The organism is Serratia sp. NFX21 (assembly GCF_048517035.1).
Taxonomy (GTDB): Bacteria; Pseudomonadota; Gammaproteobacteria; order Enterobacterales; family Enterobacteriaceae; genus Serratia; species Serratia quinivorans.
Genome location: NZ_CP183196.1, coordinates 2,481,238 through 2,494,872 on the forward strand (window position 1 = coordinate 2,481,238; position 13,635 = coordinate 2,494,872).

At 56.4% G+C, this 13,635-nt stretch carries 20 protein-coding genes; 1 reads left to right on the plus strand and 19 read right to left on the minus strand.

Annotated features, from left to right (window positions below; translation table 11 throughout):
• Positions 1-7: 7 nt before the first annotated feature.
• Complete coding sequence (locus ACNT1W_RS11700; protein ID WP_419246800.1) at positions 8-499, plus strand: phage tail protein; 492 nt, start codon at positions 8-10, stop codon at positions 497-499.
• 91 nt (positions 500-590) lie between these two features.
• On the opposite strand, the gene ACNT1W_RS11705 is transcribed toward ACNT1W_RS11700, so the two are convergent.
• From ACNT1W_RS11705 to ACNT1W_RS11795, 19 genes are all read right to left on the minus strand, one after another.
• Positions 591-1,772 carry a phage tail protein gene (locus ACNT1W_RS11705; RefSeq protein WP_419246801.1) on the minus strand — a complete coding sequence of 394 codons (1,182 nt, stop codon included), beginning with the start codon at positions 1,770-1,772 and terminating at the stop codon, positions 591-593.
• A gap of 13 nt (positions 1,773-1,785) precedes the next feature.
• Positions 1,786-2,580 carry a hypothetical protein gene (locus ACNT1W_RS11710; protein ID WP_419246802.1) on the minus strand — a complete coding sequence of 265 codons (795 nt, stop codon included), beginning with the start codon at positions 2,578-2,580 and terminating at the stop codon, positions 1,786-1,788.
• Positions 2,581-2,585: 5 nt separating this feature from the next.
• The gene (locus ACNT1W_RS11715) at positions 2,586-3,239 is read right to left on the minus strand and encodes a hypothetical protein (RefSeq protein ID WP_419246803.1); all 654 of its coding nucleotides are present in this window, start codon (positions 3,237-3,239) and stop codon (positions 2,586-2,588) included.
• Entirely contained in the window at positions 3,229-5,019 is a 1,791-nt protein-coding gene (locus ACNT1W_RS11720; RefSeq protein ID WP_419246804.1) for a hypothetical protein, read from the minus strand. Before ACNT1W_RS11720 ends, ACNT1W_RS11715 begins: the two co-directional genes overlap by 11 nt.
• 1 nt (position 5,020) lies before the next feature.
• A complete protein-coding gene (locus ACNT1W_RS11725; protein ID WP_419246805.1) occupies positions 5,021-5,623 on the minus strand; it encodes a phage tail protein I in 603 nt (200 codons plus the stop codon).
• On the minus strand, positions 5,616-6,515 hold the full coding sequence (locus tag ACNT1W_RS11730) for a baseplate assembly protein (protein WP_419246806.1): 900 nt from the start codon (positions 6,513-6,515) through the stop codon (positions 5,616-5,618). Before ACNT1W_RS11730 ends, ACNT1W_RS11725 begins: the two co-directional genes overlap by 8 nt.
• Positions 6,502-6,870 carry a GPW/gp25 family protein gene (locus tag ACNT1W_RS11735; protein ID WP_419246807.1) on the minus strand — a complete coding sequence of 123 codons (369 nt, stop codon included), beginning with the start codon at positions 6,868-6,870 and terminating at the stop codon, positions 6,502-6,504. The genes ACNT1W_RS11730 and ACNT1W_RS11735 overlap by 14 nt, the downstream gene beginning before the upstream one ends.
• A complete protein-coding gene (locus ACNT1W_RS11740; protein ID WP_419246808.1) occupies positions 6,867-7,451 on the minus strand; it encodes a phage baseplate assembly protein V in 585 nt (194 codons plus the stop codon). The genes ACNT1W_RS11735 and ACNT1W_RS11740 overlap by 4 nt, the downstream gene beginning before the upstream one ends.
• On the minus strand, positions 7,451-8,089 hold the full coding sequence (locus tag ACNT1W_RS11745; RefSeq protein WP_419246809.1) for a phage virion morphogenesis protein: 639 nt from the start codon (positions 8,087-8,089) through the stop codon (positions 7,451-7,453). Before ACNT1W_RS11745 ends, ACNT1W_RS11740 begins: the two co-directional genes overlap by 1 nt.
• On the minus strand, positions 8,086-8,547 hold the full coding sequence (locus ACNT1W_RS11750) for a phage tail protein (protein WP_419246810.1): 462 nt from the start codon (positions 8,545-8,547) through the stop codon (positions 8,086-8,088). Before ACNT1W_RS11750 ends, ACNT1W_RS11745 begins: the two co-directional genes overlap by 4 nt.
• Positions 8,544-8,792, minus strand: coding sequence for a peptidase (locus ACNT1W_RS11755; RefSeq protein WP_419246811.1), 249 nt, complete (start codon positions 8,790-8,792; stop codon positions 8,544-8,546). Before ACNT1W_RS11755 ends, ACNT1W_RS11750 begins: the two co-directional genes overlap by 4 nt.
• Entirely contained in the window at positions 8,689-9,072 is a 384-nt protein-coding gene (locus ACNT1W_RS11760) for a DUF2570 domain-containing protein (protein ID WP_419246812.1), read from the minus strand. The genes ACNT1W_RS11755 and ACNT1W_RS11760 overlap by 104 nt, the downstream gene beginning before the upstream one ends.
• Complete coding sequence (locus tag ACNT1W_RS11765) at positions 9,069-9,623, minus strand: lysozyme (RefSeq protein ID WP_419246813.1); 555 nt, start codon at positions 9,621-9,623, stop codon at positions 9,069-9,071. The genes ACNT1W_RS11760 and ACNT1W_RS11765 overlap by 4 nt, the downstream gene beginning before the upstream one ends.
• A complete protein-coding gene (locus ACNT1W_RS11770) occupies positions 9,620-9,871 on the minus strand; it encodes a hypothetical protein (RefSeq protein ID WP_258369513.1) in 252 nt (83 codons plus the stop codon). Before ACNT1W_RS11770 ends, ACNT1W_RS11765 begins: the two co-directional genes overlap by 4 nt.
• Positions 9,872-9,891: 20 nt before the next feature.
• Positions 9,892-10,092, minus strand: coding sequence for a tail protein X (locus tag ACNT1W_RS11775; protein ID WP_122078918.1), 201 nt, complete (start codon positions 10,090-10,092; stop codon positions 9,892-9,894).
• On the minus strand, positions 10,092-10,589 hold the full coding sequence (locus ACNT1W_RS11780; RefSeq protein ID WP_419246814.1) for a head completion/stabilization protein: 498 nt from the start codon (positions 10,587-10,589) through the stop codon (positions 10,092-10,094). The genes ACNT1W_RS11775 and ACNT1W_RS11780 overlap by 1 nt, the downstream gene beginning before the upstream one ends.
• A 103-nt stretch (positions 10,590-10,692) precedes the next feature.
• Positions 10,693-11,607: a phage terminase small subunit gene (gene gpM, locus ACNT1W_RS11785; RefSeq protein WP_419246815.1), complete on the minus strand. Its 915-nt coding sequence runs from the start codon at positions 11,605-11,607 to the stop codon at positions 10,693-10,695.
• Between the two features lie 44 nt (positions 11,608-11,651).
• Positions 11,652-12,698, minus strand: coding sequence for a phage major capsid protein, P2 family (locus ACNT1W_RS11790; RefSeq protein WP_419246816.1), 1,047 nt, complete (start codon positions 12,696-12,698; stop codon positions 11,652-11,654).
• Positions 12,699-12,734: 36 nt separating this feature from the next.
• A complete protein-coding gene (locus ACNT1W_RS11795) occupies positions 12,735-13,568 on the minus strand; it encodes a GPO family capsid scaffolding protein (protein WP_419246817.1) in 834 nt (277 codons plus the stop codon).
• Between the last annotated feature and the right edge of the window lie 67 nt (positions 13,569-13,635).

A 13,635-nucleotide genomic window follows, 5' to 3' on the forward strand; every position in this document is an offset into this window, starting at 1 on the left:
CACAATCATGATGATGGTATTCGGGATGTTTGTTTTTACGCTGCGCACGCTCCCGTATCAGCAGTTACGCCATTCACAGGAGTGGCGCCACGTAAAGAACGAGCGCATTAACCAGTCAGCTTCCTGGCAGTACATTGGATCGGGAGAAGAAAACATCACGCTTGATGGTGTTTTGTACCCTGAAGTCACTGGCGGTGGCGTATCGCTGTATACGCTGGAGACTATCGGCTATGCCGGACGTCCCTGGCCGCTGATTGAGGGCGACGGCCGGATCTATGGCATGTATGTCATGACGCGACTGGAGCGGGGGAAGTCGGAGTTTGACCGCTATGGGAATGCGAAAAAAATTGAATTCACTATCAGCCTGAGCCGAGTCGACAGCGATTTCAGGGAGAAGCTGCAAACGACCTCTGCCAGCGACGTGCTAGGCGAGCTGCGTACCAGTGCGACCAAGGCGATTAACTCAGTATCGAATTCGGTCAGCGGTCTGTTCGGGTGAAATGATGGTGCCCGGCACCTGGTGACATAGATGCCGCCGGCTGTACTGCAGGAAAAGAAAAAGCCCCGAGAGGGGCTTTGTTGTTGATGGGTTAGGCTACGCGATGCCACAGCATTTGCAGCTTGTGCTTTTCGACGATGGTGATCGCCTGGCCTTGGCCCAAATTATCAGTTTTGCCTTGCAGCTTGTGGTTGTGGGTTGGGATGACGAACGTGTGATCGTGGTCGCTTGCCCGTGATGTTTTGTTGCGGGTGCGATGGCTATCATTATCCGAACCCACAATGTAGTCGCCGTCCCATGCGTCGCCTGGTGCGCCCATCCCCCCGTCATGATCGTGTGCCCCGCCTAGTTCTGTACGCATGACGCCAAAGTCCATTTCATCTGTGAAGCCCTCCACCCCCAGGCTTTCCGCCGGCAGATTGTTCCGCCCGATGGTCACAGTGTCGCTGCCACCTTGCGTTCCCACGTCAGAACCGTCCGCCTTCGCCGTTCTGATCGTCAGGTGTTCGCCGGCATACTCCCATGTTGACCACGGCCAGCGTTTGTTGGGGTTTAGGTTTTGGTTGAACAGTCGGGAGGTGCCGACCGGGTTATCCAACTCCCATGCCTGACTTACCGCTTCTGCGACCGCTTCTTTGATTGCCGCTTTGATCGCCGCGGGTGTGGCTGCGAGTTCTTCGCTATCGCTGTCCGTGGCGCTGCTCAATTGAGTAAAGCCTTTGGCCTCTAGCGTGGCGTCTGGGTGGTTACGTGATTGCTCATGCTCGCCAAGCTGTTCATCCGCATAATCTTTTGCAGCATCCTCTGCGGCCTTTACGCTCTCCGTGGTGGCGAGCACCACCGATGGGTCGATCAGCATCTCAACGTCTGCTGTGCTGCTGACCTGCATTTGCATGCGAATAACCTGATAGCGGCCTGAACCTTCTGCCAGCAGCGGCTTATAGGTTTCCGGCATGTTACCGGCTGCAACGCATTTCCCCTCATCGTCAAAGAGCGCGACTTCGCGCAACCAATAGCCGCCGATCTGCGGCGGCATGATCATTTCGGCTTCTATAACGTTGGCGGCATCGTCAGCGATGGACAACTTATTGAGCTGCCCCCGGTATTTCTCGTTGATTAACCCCACCTGTGATGGCGATGGCACTGGCAGCGTACCGCCACCGTCGCCGACGGCCATTGACGAAATATTGACAGGCGTGCCGCTTACGGCGGCTGCTGCCAGCCGTTCATTGCCGTAGTCGGTTGTCAGGACGATGTATTTTCTACCGCTCACGCTGCACCCCTTTTTACACGTTCATTGCCGCATCGTTTTTCATCTTGTTTTCGTAATCGATAACAAGTTCGTTTGGCAGCCACTCGTTGACAAGAGCGATCTCGTGAATGAAACCCCGGGCGAAAGTTCCTGCATTAAAGGTCCCGAAAAAGCTAGCGGCTGAGTTTTGGACGGACGCCAGTCCTTGTGACGTCAGTGATATGTTCTCAACGAATTTGCCATTCTTCCTGACCTCCATCACGCCAGCAGCAAAGTTGATTCGCACCGTTAACAGGAAACGCTCACCGCGCGCGGCGATGGGGGCGCTTGCCGCTTCAGCTTCACCCGCCACACGGCGAACCTTCAGGCCATCCGCGTTTAGGCTAATAAATGATTCAAATGTCGTAGCGTCTTGGATACGAAATAGCGGGCCTGTAGTGGTTGAGTCTGCACTCAGCAGGCCGGTTAACATGAGGGTAATCGCTGGCGTATTCAGGAACCCGCCCAACGCGCAGCGGCCTTTTCTGACGCTGCCGTCGCCATAGGCGCCATAAACATCGGCCACATTGAAATATTGATACAAGACGCGCTGACCAGACAGACTTAAAAAGTTTGCCTGGTTTCCTGACAAGTCTACCCCAACGGCGATAGGTTGCCCTGATGCGGCCACAGCCGTTGTCATGGCATCATCCTGATACAGCCCGGCGGGTGTCGTGAAATCAAATGCAAATCCCTTTTGCCCAGCTTCGAACATTTGGCCGAAATCGCTGGGCGGGGATATCCAGTATTTAAAATCATCGTCATATAAAAATTTAGTTGCTGAAGGCATCGTGATCACCAGTAACAGAGTCTGAAAAGGATTTTCGAAAATGAGACGGAGCGTTGCTGCGTCTGCGTACTGCTCGTACTTAACTGCAGGGAGGGCCGATATAACCCGTCCTGCCAGTTTCCACGGTCATACCAAATTCCAGGATCGCCATTCATATGATCGCCCTGGGTAAAATAGACGGCTTTGTCTTCAGGCCGGACCGTGATTCCCAAATTCTTAGGCTTGGTCGCATAGTTCCCATCATTGAGCGACCATACATAATCAAGCTGTCGCTCATCGCCGGAGGGAAACACTTTCGCGAAGTGTTCCGGCACCGTTGTCGATTTTCGATACATACCGGCGCCGCCGTTCTCATCGCCAATATAAATATTTTGGGTCTGTTGGCTGGCCTGGCTGGTCATGGAAAATACATAGAAGCCAATCTCGGAAAATAAATCCGTTTTCACTGATTTTTTCGTGCGAATAGAAACGACCGAATCGTCGCTTGGCACTGTTATTCTGCAAATTCCCTTAGATACGGAGGTATCCAAAAATTCAATCGTATGCTCCCCGACGATTTCCAGAAAATCAGGTACGGCAGGAGATAACGCCACATCCCAGATAAACTCATGCTTATCTTTCCCGTAAGTTTCACCGCGACCATAAGAATCAAATAGCATGTCGGAACCCTCCAATAACGTTAGCGCCTGCCCCTGATGCGACATTTACACCCATGGATAAAAATACATAGACGTATTTATCATCGACATAGTAGTTACTCATACGCACGTCCATGGACTCCCAACTTTCCTGGGGTGTCCAAATGACCGTTGGCAGGCCGATGAATCGCTTATAGTCAGCTGTGACAGGACCTGCGACGATTGATACTGTCGCCGCCTCGGTTGCGCTTCGGCGATTCCATAGCTGACCGACAGCCATTCTCACGCCATTCACAGTAAACCCGAACAGTCCGAAAGGAATGGTTCTTAAACCCTGATATTGCGTGCCAAACGTCGCTTCATAATTGCTGCCCACATCGCGGTAATCGCAATACCAGTTATTTGTGATGTGGCCGTTAATATTGATGCCACCCAGCGGCCCGCCGCGATGCCGCCAAATCGTTGTTAGTCCATACCCCGTACCACCCAGCGCACTACGCGCAATGAGTCCATCCGGGGTGTCGCAGGGGTAGAAATACCCGGAGTGCCCGTCGCCGACGTTCTGATTAAATTTGTCCAGAATGAAATTTGGGTCTTTCGTCCAATTAACCGCGTCGTCGCTATAGGCGCAGAGTGTTGATTGAATTCCTTTCGCCGCAATACTGTCGTTAGGGCCATATTTGGCCGACTGGACATGGTAATACATAACAAAATGCTGTCTAAATTCGCACCAGCGCACAGCCGGGGTTTCTGTTTGTTCGGACGACGGGTCCAGATAAATCCGCCCCTGGCTAACCCATGGCCCCATGGGATCATCGGCAGTCGCCATAAAGATGCCCCCCGCTGAGCCGTGGTCTGTAGACCAATAGGCGTAGAGCTTCGCGTTGTTGATGGGATTGGCAATGCGCTCGGTGCTGATGATCCAAAACCCGAATACTGACGGGCTGCCAGCCTGGGCCGCAGTGAGGACCAGCGTCCGATCATTCCACCCGCGAGGGTCATTGAGTTTGCCGCCGATGTACTGTGACGCGAGTTTGCCGAGCGGCCCACCGGAGCCACCTGCACCGGTAGCGCTAATTTTTACTCCGGTCTTTGTTTTGGTCGCGACCAAGCCGTCACCAAGCTTAATGCTGCCTACGCTATCGCTAACCAGTGCATTGCCGTTAAAAACTTTCAGATTTGGGCGGAATAAAACCCGCCCATCCTTCGTTACGAGAAGGCAATCGCGACCTTTTTTATCGCGAATACGGAAAATTATGCCATCCGTATCTGCCATAAGATGAAGTCGTCTGATATCAACATCATCAAGCACAGCCTTAAATAGACGCGAGAATGCCGCCTGAAACTCTCCGGTTCTTTTAATTCTTACCGCTGAATGCCCGCTGGTATCCTCCCATAGGAAAGCATTGAGAATGTCATCTTCCCATACCATTTTTGCCATGATCTGCAATAACGCCTGCGTGCTCGGATAGGTTGCTGCAGGTTCGGCGATATCACCGGCATTCCGGTAATAAATAAATGACGTAGGGTTATCGATTCCTTGTGCGACACGGAAAAACTGACCCGGTTTAGATCCCTCCATGCCCGCGATTGTTCCGTCCGGATCAGCGTCTGTTTTTACAAAGGTCAGGTTTTCAGCGTCAGACAGTGATTCGACAAGCCCTTTCAGGAATTGCGTTCGGTTGGCAAGCTGTCCAGCCTGGATATTGGCAATGCCATCGCGACCACCGGAGACTTCATCCTTTCTTTGGATCTGATAAATGTCTTCTTCCCATTGTACTTGTTCGGTTAATTTGCTCATGTTATTCCCCGGTATATCTATAGTTTCCGCTGTAATCTGGCAATGCGTTGTATTTAATACTTTCATCCGGGTTATACCCCTGCGGGTAAACCGTAATTACGCCACCGTCATAGACTGATGCGGCGAAATGGATAATTCCCTCACTCCTCGTCGTAATGTCCAATTGTGCAATATGGCGACTGACTGGTTTGGCGTCACTGATTAACCGGTTGAGCTCCGCCAATGTTTTTTCGGTAAGTCCTACATCATTAACGTCAACTTCAAGCCGGAACGTGCCCGGCTGGTCGCCGGTATCGAACCATTCGGCGAAGGTGGCCGAGAAACCCATGCTCTCAATCACCCGCCGCACGGCGGCGCGGGTGCCTTTGCGGCGGTGCTGCCAATAGGATTGCTGGATCGCCGCTATCTTTTTCTCAGCCGGCCAGTTCTTATCCCATCTGTCGACCGACAGCGCCCAAGCCAGATACGGCAGTAACTCTACCGGGCACACTGTTGGCGTCCACAATGTGCGCAGGGCCACCGTGATCGCCGATAACCGCGCGGTGACGGTTTCGGTGTGGCGCATCCAGTCGCCGGACGATGGCGGGAGCAGGGTGTTATTCATCGGTTCCACCGTTCTCTACGGCATAGTTGATGTTGCGCGCTGCCTGTATGTCGGAGATCTGCAGGTCAGCAGCCGGCAAGTGCAATACCACTCGCTGTACCCCTTGAACATGCAGCGAAGCGGAGATCGCCGAACGCGCAACATCCCGGCCAATCTTCTTGTCGTTATCAGCCAGAAATGTCTGCAGCGACGCCATAGCCGCGTTAATGATGGGTTCTGACTCTGGGCCCGGGTACAAAAACAGCTCGGCATCAATCGAATAATCGACAATATCTGCACTGCGTACCGTCACGCGGTCACCCAGCGGCCGCACTTCTTCATCGTTGACGGCGGTCGTCACGGCGGCCAGCAACTTCGGCGAAGCCGTGCCGTCACCCTCGGTCGACAAAATGGCGATCACCACTTCCGCCGGTGCCGGGCTGGTTGCCCTGGCATCAGCGACTTTACCGCTGGCGCTGCGGGCAAAATATTCATATGCCGCTGACGGCCCGGCTACGCTCATCCCCTCGAATGCTGATTGCGCACGCAGGCGCAGCGCCTCGTCACTCTCCATCTGCGCGTCGGCTGTGTCCGTTTCCGGGGTGATCGTCAGGCGCTTGGTGTCCAGGTTCGCGGCCAGATTGTCCAGATCCGTACCTGCTGCATGGCTTAGCATGCAGGCGGCGGCGCCCTCGTTGATGCGGCGGCGCAACAGCAATTCACGGTAGGCCATTGCCTGCGCGATCACGTTCAAGGGTTCTGACTCCAGAGACAGGGCCGCGGCGACCGAGGCTTGCTGGTCATCAGGGAAGACGGCAACCATGACCGCCTTCACGTCGATGAGGATCGTCTCGAAATCGAGTTTCTCGATAATTTCAGGCGATGGCAGCTGTGACAGGTCAATCGTTGGCATCGTTGATACTCCTTAGCGTGACCGTGCCGGTGCTCTTTTCCATGCTCTCTGTCAGCAGGCCGGACATTTCTGCGGTGACGGCGCCTGTCGGCGAATAGCTGACGTTGACCGTGTTCAACGCAAGGCGCGGCTCCCAGGCTGCCAGTGCGATTACGGTCGCGCTCATCAACTGCAGGCGGGTGACATCGTTCTGCGGGGCGTCGAGCAGGTCTGGCACCAGTGAGCCATAGTTACGGCGCATCACGCGTGAGCCGATGGGGGTCAGCAATATGTCATTCGCTGACTGCCAGACGTGATCCTCATCGGTCAGCGTACCCGTGCCGGCGGCGTTCATACCGCGATATTTCTCGGTCATTGGGTGCCCTCCGTCCAACTGCCGCCACGCTCAACGGCGCCATGGCTGTGATCGTCGACCTGCACGCCGTTAGAGGTGAAGGTGCCGCCGTTGTGGTTGAAACTGCCGCGCATCTCGCCACCTTCGGTAACGTCAAACTTTTTGGTTTTCAGCAGCTCAGTGCATTCGACGACAGGCGAATCGAGGATGATTTTTACCTCTGCTGATACCTTGGCCGACTTGATGCCGCTGACCTCCAGCGCACCGGCGTCCGCGTCATAACGAAAATGTGCGCCATCCGGGGCGGTGATCACCATCTCGTTACCGGAGCTGCCGGGGGCGGGGTGCTCGTTGCTATACAGGCTGCCGCCGATGATGGCCGTCTCCGGGTTGCCGCCAATGCACACTAGCCAGACTTGCTCGCCGATGGAGGGAGGTACCCAGATATTGAAAGCTCCAGCGCGCTGTGCGTTCCACCGCAACCAAGTAGTATCCAACTCACCACTGGAAACTCGCACCCGCCAGGCGTTCTCGTCGATCTCAGTGACCACGCCAACGCGGATCACGTTTTCCAGCAGTCGGATTAACTCGGCGATACCCACTATTTCACCCCCAGCGAGTCAATGACCGAACGGGCGATCGCCATGCGGTCAGCCTTGGTTATCCCCAGCAGTTGACGTTGCGGATAGGTTGCTACCGCGCCGGATTTGTTCACCCGGTCACGCAGACCGCGCTGGTGCGTGCGGGCAATACGGGCGGCAACGCCGGTATATCCCACGGTTGCTCCGCTGGCATCGGCACGCGCCTTCAGGAACCGGGCGGTACGCAGGCGCCTAAACATCGGGTCGGCCTTGGTGGTGTCCTTGCGGGTCTGCATAAAGTTGATATCGAGATAACGTTCGATATCCTCACGATAGAAGGATCGAATGGCGCCGCGCTCCTCATCGAAACCGGTTAACATGCGCCCCCGGCTGCCTTTGGTGGCCCGCCAGTTTCTGAGTCGGCGGGTTTCTCCGTTCCAGATGAAGCCGATCCCGGCCTGCGAGCGCAGCACCTTGCGGCGACGCTTCTCGAATTTCGATCCGTCCGGGTTTTCCTGTCGTGCGATACGGCGTGACTGGCTTTGGCGCAGCATCCGGCTAACTTCGCGCGCGGTGCGCAGGCGGCCGGCGGGTGACATGCCGCCGAGAATGTCGGCGAACACCTGATCCAACTGGTGAAACAACGCGGCATCCGTCATGGCAGCAGCTCCCCGCCTTGCTCTGGGTTAAAGACCATTTGCCAATCGCCGCCACCGAAGCGGGGCTTACCTTCAGCCAGGTGTTGTGCAACGGGCTTGCCGTTCTCGATGGTCACCATGACGCGCTCCCATACCGGTACTTTCAGCAGAATATCGGCGCTGTCGTCGCTCACGATATCGGCGTCGAATTCAATTTTTTTGTTGCTGTCCGGGTTCAGCAGCAGGTCGGGTTGGTTTTCCCACACCCAAGCCAGCAGCGGCAGCATGAGGTCATCTAACTGGCCGGGGAAGTCCATCGCCAGCACCTGAATGGGATACAGGTACATGAAACTGCTTTCTCCGGTGGCCTGGATCTCGATGTGACCTTTCTCTACCCACACGGTGAATTGTTCAGGGTTGGCTTTGCACCATTGGTTACTGGCAATCAGCGCGTCACGTAACAATTCGGCTTTTTTCACTTGATCCCCCGGGCGATGCGCCTCAATTCCAGTTCACGTATGGCGGCCTTATCGGCGTTGCAGCTGTCCAGTGCATCCAACAGCGCATCAGACCACGGCGCGAGGCTGCCGTAAGTCATGGGTGACGGTGTTGCAGGTACATCAGTGTTTGCTGTCCGGCTTGCCGGCAAAGGCTCCTGAATAATCTGCGGCGCGGACTTCGGCGGCGCGCTTTTGCAGGCTGCCAGCGACAGCAGCAGGCACAAGAGTAGTGGCGCATTTCTCGCCGGCCAGCGCGGTCTTGATGGTTTCACGTCGTTGCTCTCCGGTTGCGCCTCGCTTCTCGCTCAGCGTCTTCATGGTCGCTTCGATATCACTGACGTCCGCGCGCAGGGCGCGAACCTCGGCCAGTACATCACCGGTTTGATTAAGGGCGCGCTCTGCATCGACCCGGCCAAGCTCTGCCAACTCCCGCTGATGCTTTTGCCAGCCCAGACCGGCCAACGACGTCAGAAACAGCAGAATTAATACCGCTACCGTCTTCATTTGGCGGCCTTTAGTTCGGGGTCGGACAAGCACCAGGCTCGAAACTCTTCGCGGCGATTCACCAGCCCCTGAAGGCGCTTGCCGCCGGAATTCACAAAATCGGTCAGCCGGTCGCATACACCGGGCCAGTTCGTGCCCTGTGCGTACTTCCACAGCGTGGTGCGTTGTTTTTTCCCCTGGCGATCGGTGAACCAACTGATCCCGGTGCAGCCAACGTTGAAACTGACGTCGGTCAGCGCTTCAAACACGAATTGCGGAGCGGCAGCGCCGTTAAAGTTGCTGTTGATACACTTTTCCGCGCGTACCAGGTCGTTTACCCAGCGCTCGGCGATCTCTGTTTCCGAGTATTCCCGAACTTCGACGCGGGTCGTTGAGCCCATGCCGATGGTCAGCACCCCAGCGGGGCAGTAGTAGGGTGTCTTGCGACAGTCCTCGTACTTCGCCATTTTTAACTGTGCCGCATGGCTGGTGCGCACCTTCTCGGGCCACAGGGCACCGGCCAGCGCCACAATGGCGGCCACACTGCAGGCGATAACACTTTTTCTTCTCACCGGTGGCCCCCTTTCAGCTCGCTGATCAGCGCTTTCACATCCTGCCGGTTCTCGGCATCGCTGCGCACCGCGTCAACCAGCTGCGCCAGCAGGGCGTTGGTGGTCGCCTGGCTGCGCGCAACCCGGCGGCGGTGGATTTCGCCCAGCGCCGCGGCGATCAAGCCGATTACCAGCCCGCCGGTCGCCAGCCATTCGCGCTGTGTCATCATGCCGATGCCCATCAGCACGGTGGAGTAGGAGTAGATCATCCAGCTCCAAAGGCGGTCGATTACGTCCATAGCTGCACTGTCTCCTGTTGGGTTGACCGGTCGATCTCCGGCAGCTCGACTACCTGGCCGGCGGTCAAAAATATCTGTTCGGCAATCCCCGGATTGGCGGCGAGTACGGCTTCGGTGACGCCCTGCGTGGTGCCGTAATGGCGCTGGCACAGCAAATCCAGCGTGTCGCCCTGCATGGCTCGGACTTTCACTAGAATGCCTCCGCGTAATTGCGTACTTCGCCGCGAATATCGGCGATAGCCCAGCGAGCATCGCGCCACAGGTCAGCAGCCTGCAGGGTAAGTCCGGTGGCGTGTTTCTCGCCGGCGTCGCCGGTGGTGTCGACGTCGCGGTAATTTTCAATCAGGTACGCGCGGGTGAGGCTGTACACTGCGCGGCGATAACGGAATACCTTGACGCTTTCGCCATTGATTTCACCGGATGGGACGGCCGCCAGTGAGACATAACCGGCTTTTAGCTGGACGGCTTGCCAGCGGGTCAACTGGTCGATCACATGGGCCACGCCCTCAATCACGGCGTGCTTCAATCGAGTGGTGGTCACCGCGCCGTTGATGCGCATTTCCATGCGTACGGCGCTAAGTGCTATCTCCGGCCAGAAAGGGCCGGCGGTGACCTTCTCGCCGTTATCATTGGTATCTGGCACATCGTCAGCGGCGGGGGTGACGGTACGCCCGGCAACAAGGCTCATGGCCCAATCTCCTCAAAAGGTGGCGGTGAGCGAGTGGAGAAAAGCACGTGCCAGGCACGGCAGATCTCCGCCCGCGCCGCCAGCGCACGGGGCGCAAGTCGTTTTATTTAGTGGTTGGCGTCTTGGTTTTCTTTACCGGCGCCTTGCGGGTCGTCTTCTTAGCTGGCGCTTTGCTCGGGGCGCGGCGTTGTCTGCTGGGTTTCGTGGCCACCGCGGTCGTTTCTGACGATGCTGCAGCGTCGGCATCTGGCTCGGAGCTGGTATTACCATCGCCTGCTGCTGCATTAGCATCAGTGCCAGCTGTGTCAGTACCTTCAGCATTGATTTCCCCTTCGCCGGCGGTCGCCAGACTGGCTTTTTTAACCAATCGCGCCAGGCGTTCGATCTCTTTTTTCACACCGGCGCCGGCGTCCAACTTAATCGCCTGGCGCAGTAAGCCCAGCGCGGTAGCCTGGTCGGCTTCGGTGCCGCTACGCAGTGCGAAACCGCGGACCTTGAACAGCTTGGCAAGCACCTGATCCGGCATATCCTTGCCGTAGACAATCTGTGCAAGGTCATCCAGCACTGACAGGTAAGGGGAAATATCGGTAGTGTCGTCAGCTTTCACCTGCACCAGAATGGGATCGCAAAGCTCTTCTACCAGTGCGGTGGCCGCAGTACGGCGGAAACGGTCAGGCATTGCGAGGTCGTGCGCGATGACATAGCGGCCAATGCGTACAGCAAGCGGATAATCAGCCGTATCAATGGCCCAAATCATGAGGGTGACGATCACTTCATCCTGGCGGCCGCTGTCACCCTCAAGGGTGCCGTCGATCCAGCCTTCGTAGTGCGGCAGTAAGTGTTTTTTCATCGCCGCTTTCGCCTGGTCAGACTGCACTTTTTTCAGTGCACTCTGATCCATACGCAGACGGTGAAGAATTTGTTCGTGCGCGGTGCGGGCAGCATCCGTATGTTCTTCGGTTCTGCCGTGGCGTTCCGCCATAACGCGTTGAAAATGTTTTTGTGCCGGTGTCAGCATTATCCTGTCCCCGAAGAGGGGCGGGCAGGTGCCCGCCCGGGTGATTAACCGCCGCTAGCAGGCTGCGCGAAGGTGATGCCGTCGATAAAGGCCACGTTACCGTAGTCCTCAATGACGAAATCGTCGTTCGATGACTGGTAGGTCGCGACGCGGTTGTACTCCGGTTCTTCCTTGATGGTGCGACGTAGGCCACCGCGCTGGTAGTAGATCGACAGGTTTTTAAACGGAGTGATCAGGATGCCGTTAACCGGGAAGAACGGCGCGATAAAGGTCGGCATGTTCCCGACACGCTCTTGCGCCACGATCAACTGGCCGGCCAGCATTTCGGTGTTCGGGTTGGTCTGGCTCATTGCGTTGATTGCCGGGAAGTTGCTGGTTGTCAGCAGGTCACCGGCCAGGATCACCACGTTATCCGGATTACGCTTGTGCCATTCATCCATCAGGCTATTTTTGGCGTCATAGACCGCGGCAGACACGTTGCCGTAGGTGCCTTTGGTAATGATTTTGTTGTCGTCATCACGTGAGGTTACGGTGATGTCGGAAATCACGCGGTGCGGCGCTTCCTTGCGGATCTTTTCAAGGAATCCGATACCGCAATCCTGTAACAGCGGGTTGGCTGCGCGGTCTGACGGGTCGACATAACTGGTGCCATTGAAGCCAATCATGATGCGGTCAAGTGACATTTGGCGAGCCATCGCCGAGCTGATCAGCGGCTGGAAGTTCGGCTGATGTGCCCAGGCGTCCAACTGCTCGTAACTGATACCGTAGTCATAGTTGACCTTGCGGCACATGTAGTTGAACGGCTCCATCTTGTCGTTGGCGACAGGATTACGGCGTGCGGAGGTGCTGTTGTTCACCCCAGCCAGTGGGCCTTTGCTGCCGATTAGCACTTTCTGGCCGATTTGCTGGGTGACGCCGAACATATTAATTTTGCTCAGGAAGGAATCACTTTCCTGCGCTGCGGCTTCCAGTTTTTGCTGTACCGTTGGATCAACAGCAAACTTTGCGGCGACGGCTGCTGGTGATACGCGGTTTAGCTGGGCCTGCCGGGCAACATACTGATCAAACAGCTCGCGGGTAATATTTTCCATGCTCTATTTCTCTCGTTGTGAATATCAGTCGTTGGCTCAGTAGTCAGCCAACTGCACGTTGTTGCCACCACTGGCTGGCGGGCGTCGGCTGTAGTTGCCGTCCGTGCCTTCAACCTTCTGCTGCATTGCAGCAAGGTCAGAGGTCAGCTTCTCTATGGCCTGCTTGTTGCTGGCTGCTGCTTGCTCGGCGTTGCTGAATTGGTCGGACAGATCGGCCTGGGATTGCGCCACTACCTCAACCGCCTGATGCACCTGGCTGAAACGCTCGTCGTCGGTTTTCTTACCCTTGCCGAGGATGCCCATGACGCGAGAAAACCACTCGCTGCCGGAGGTGGAGCGCTCCTGGTCTGCCTGCACCAGCTCCGCCTCGAATGCGTTAGTAAACATTGTCGTTTCGGCATCAGCAGCGCTGAAGCGCATGACCTCACCGCGTTTCTCGGCGGCAAATTTCAGTTTGTCCGTTCCCAGGCTGGCAGGCGTGTCGGTCATCGCCAGGCCAACCAGATAGGGGCCGTTGGTCGTGGGAAACTGAGGGTGAATTTCGACACTAGAGAAAATCTTCTTCCCGTCGTCGGTCATGGCCTTCATACGTGCCGTTGGTTCGATCTCCGCGAACAAGGAAGCCTCACCCGCTAACGGGCCTTCGGAAATGTCTTCGGCAGAAAGTGCCGCAACATCCCCCATGGCGCAAAAATCGCTGCCTGGGAAGGGCGAAAGGTAGTGCTCGATATTGACGCGGGCGCCATAGAGCGACGGGTTATAAGATGCCGCCATTGCATGGATCTGTTCGCGGGTGACCTTACGTCCGTCGACGGTGACGCCGGAGGTCATAACGCGGAATTTCTTACGTGGTTTTGCTGTGCCTGCCATGTTCGTTTACTCGCTCGGTTTCTGAGTTCCCGGTGATGATGGCAGGGCGCCCGGCCCCCTCTCAACG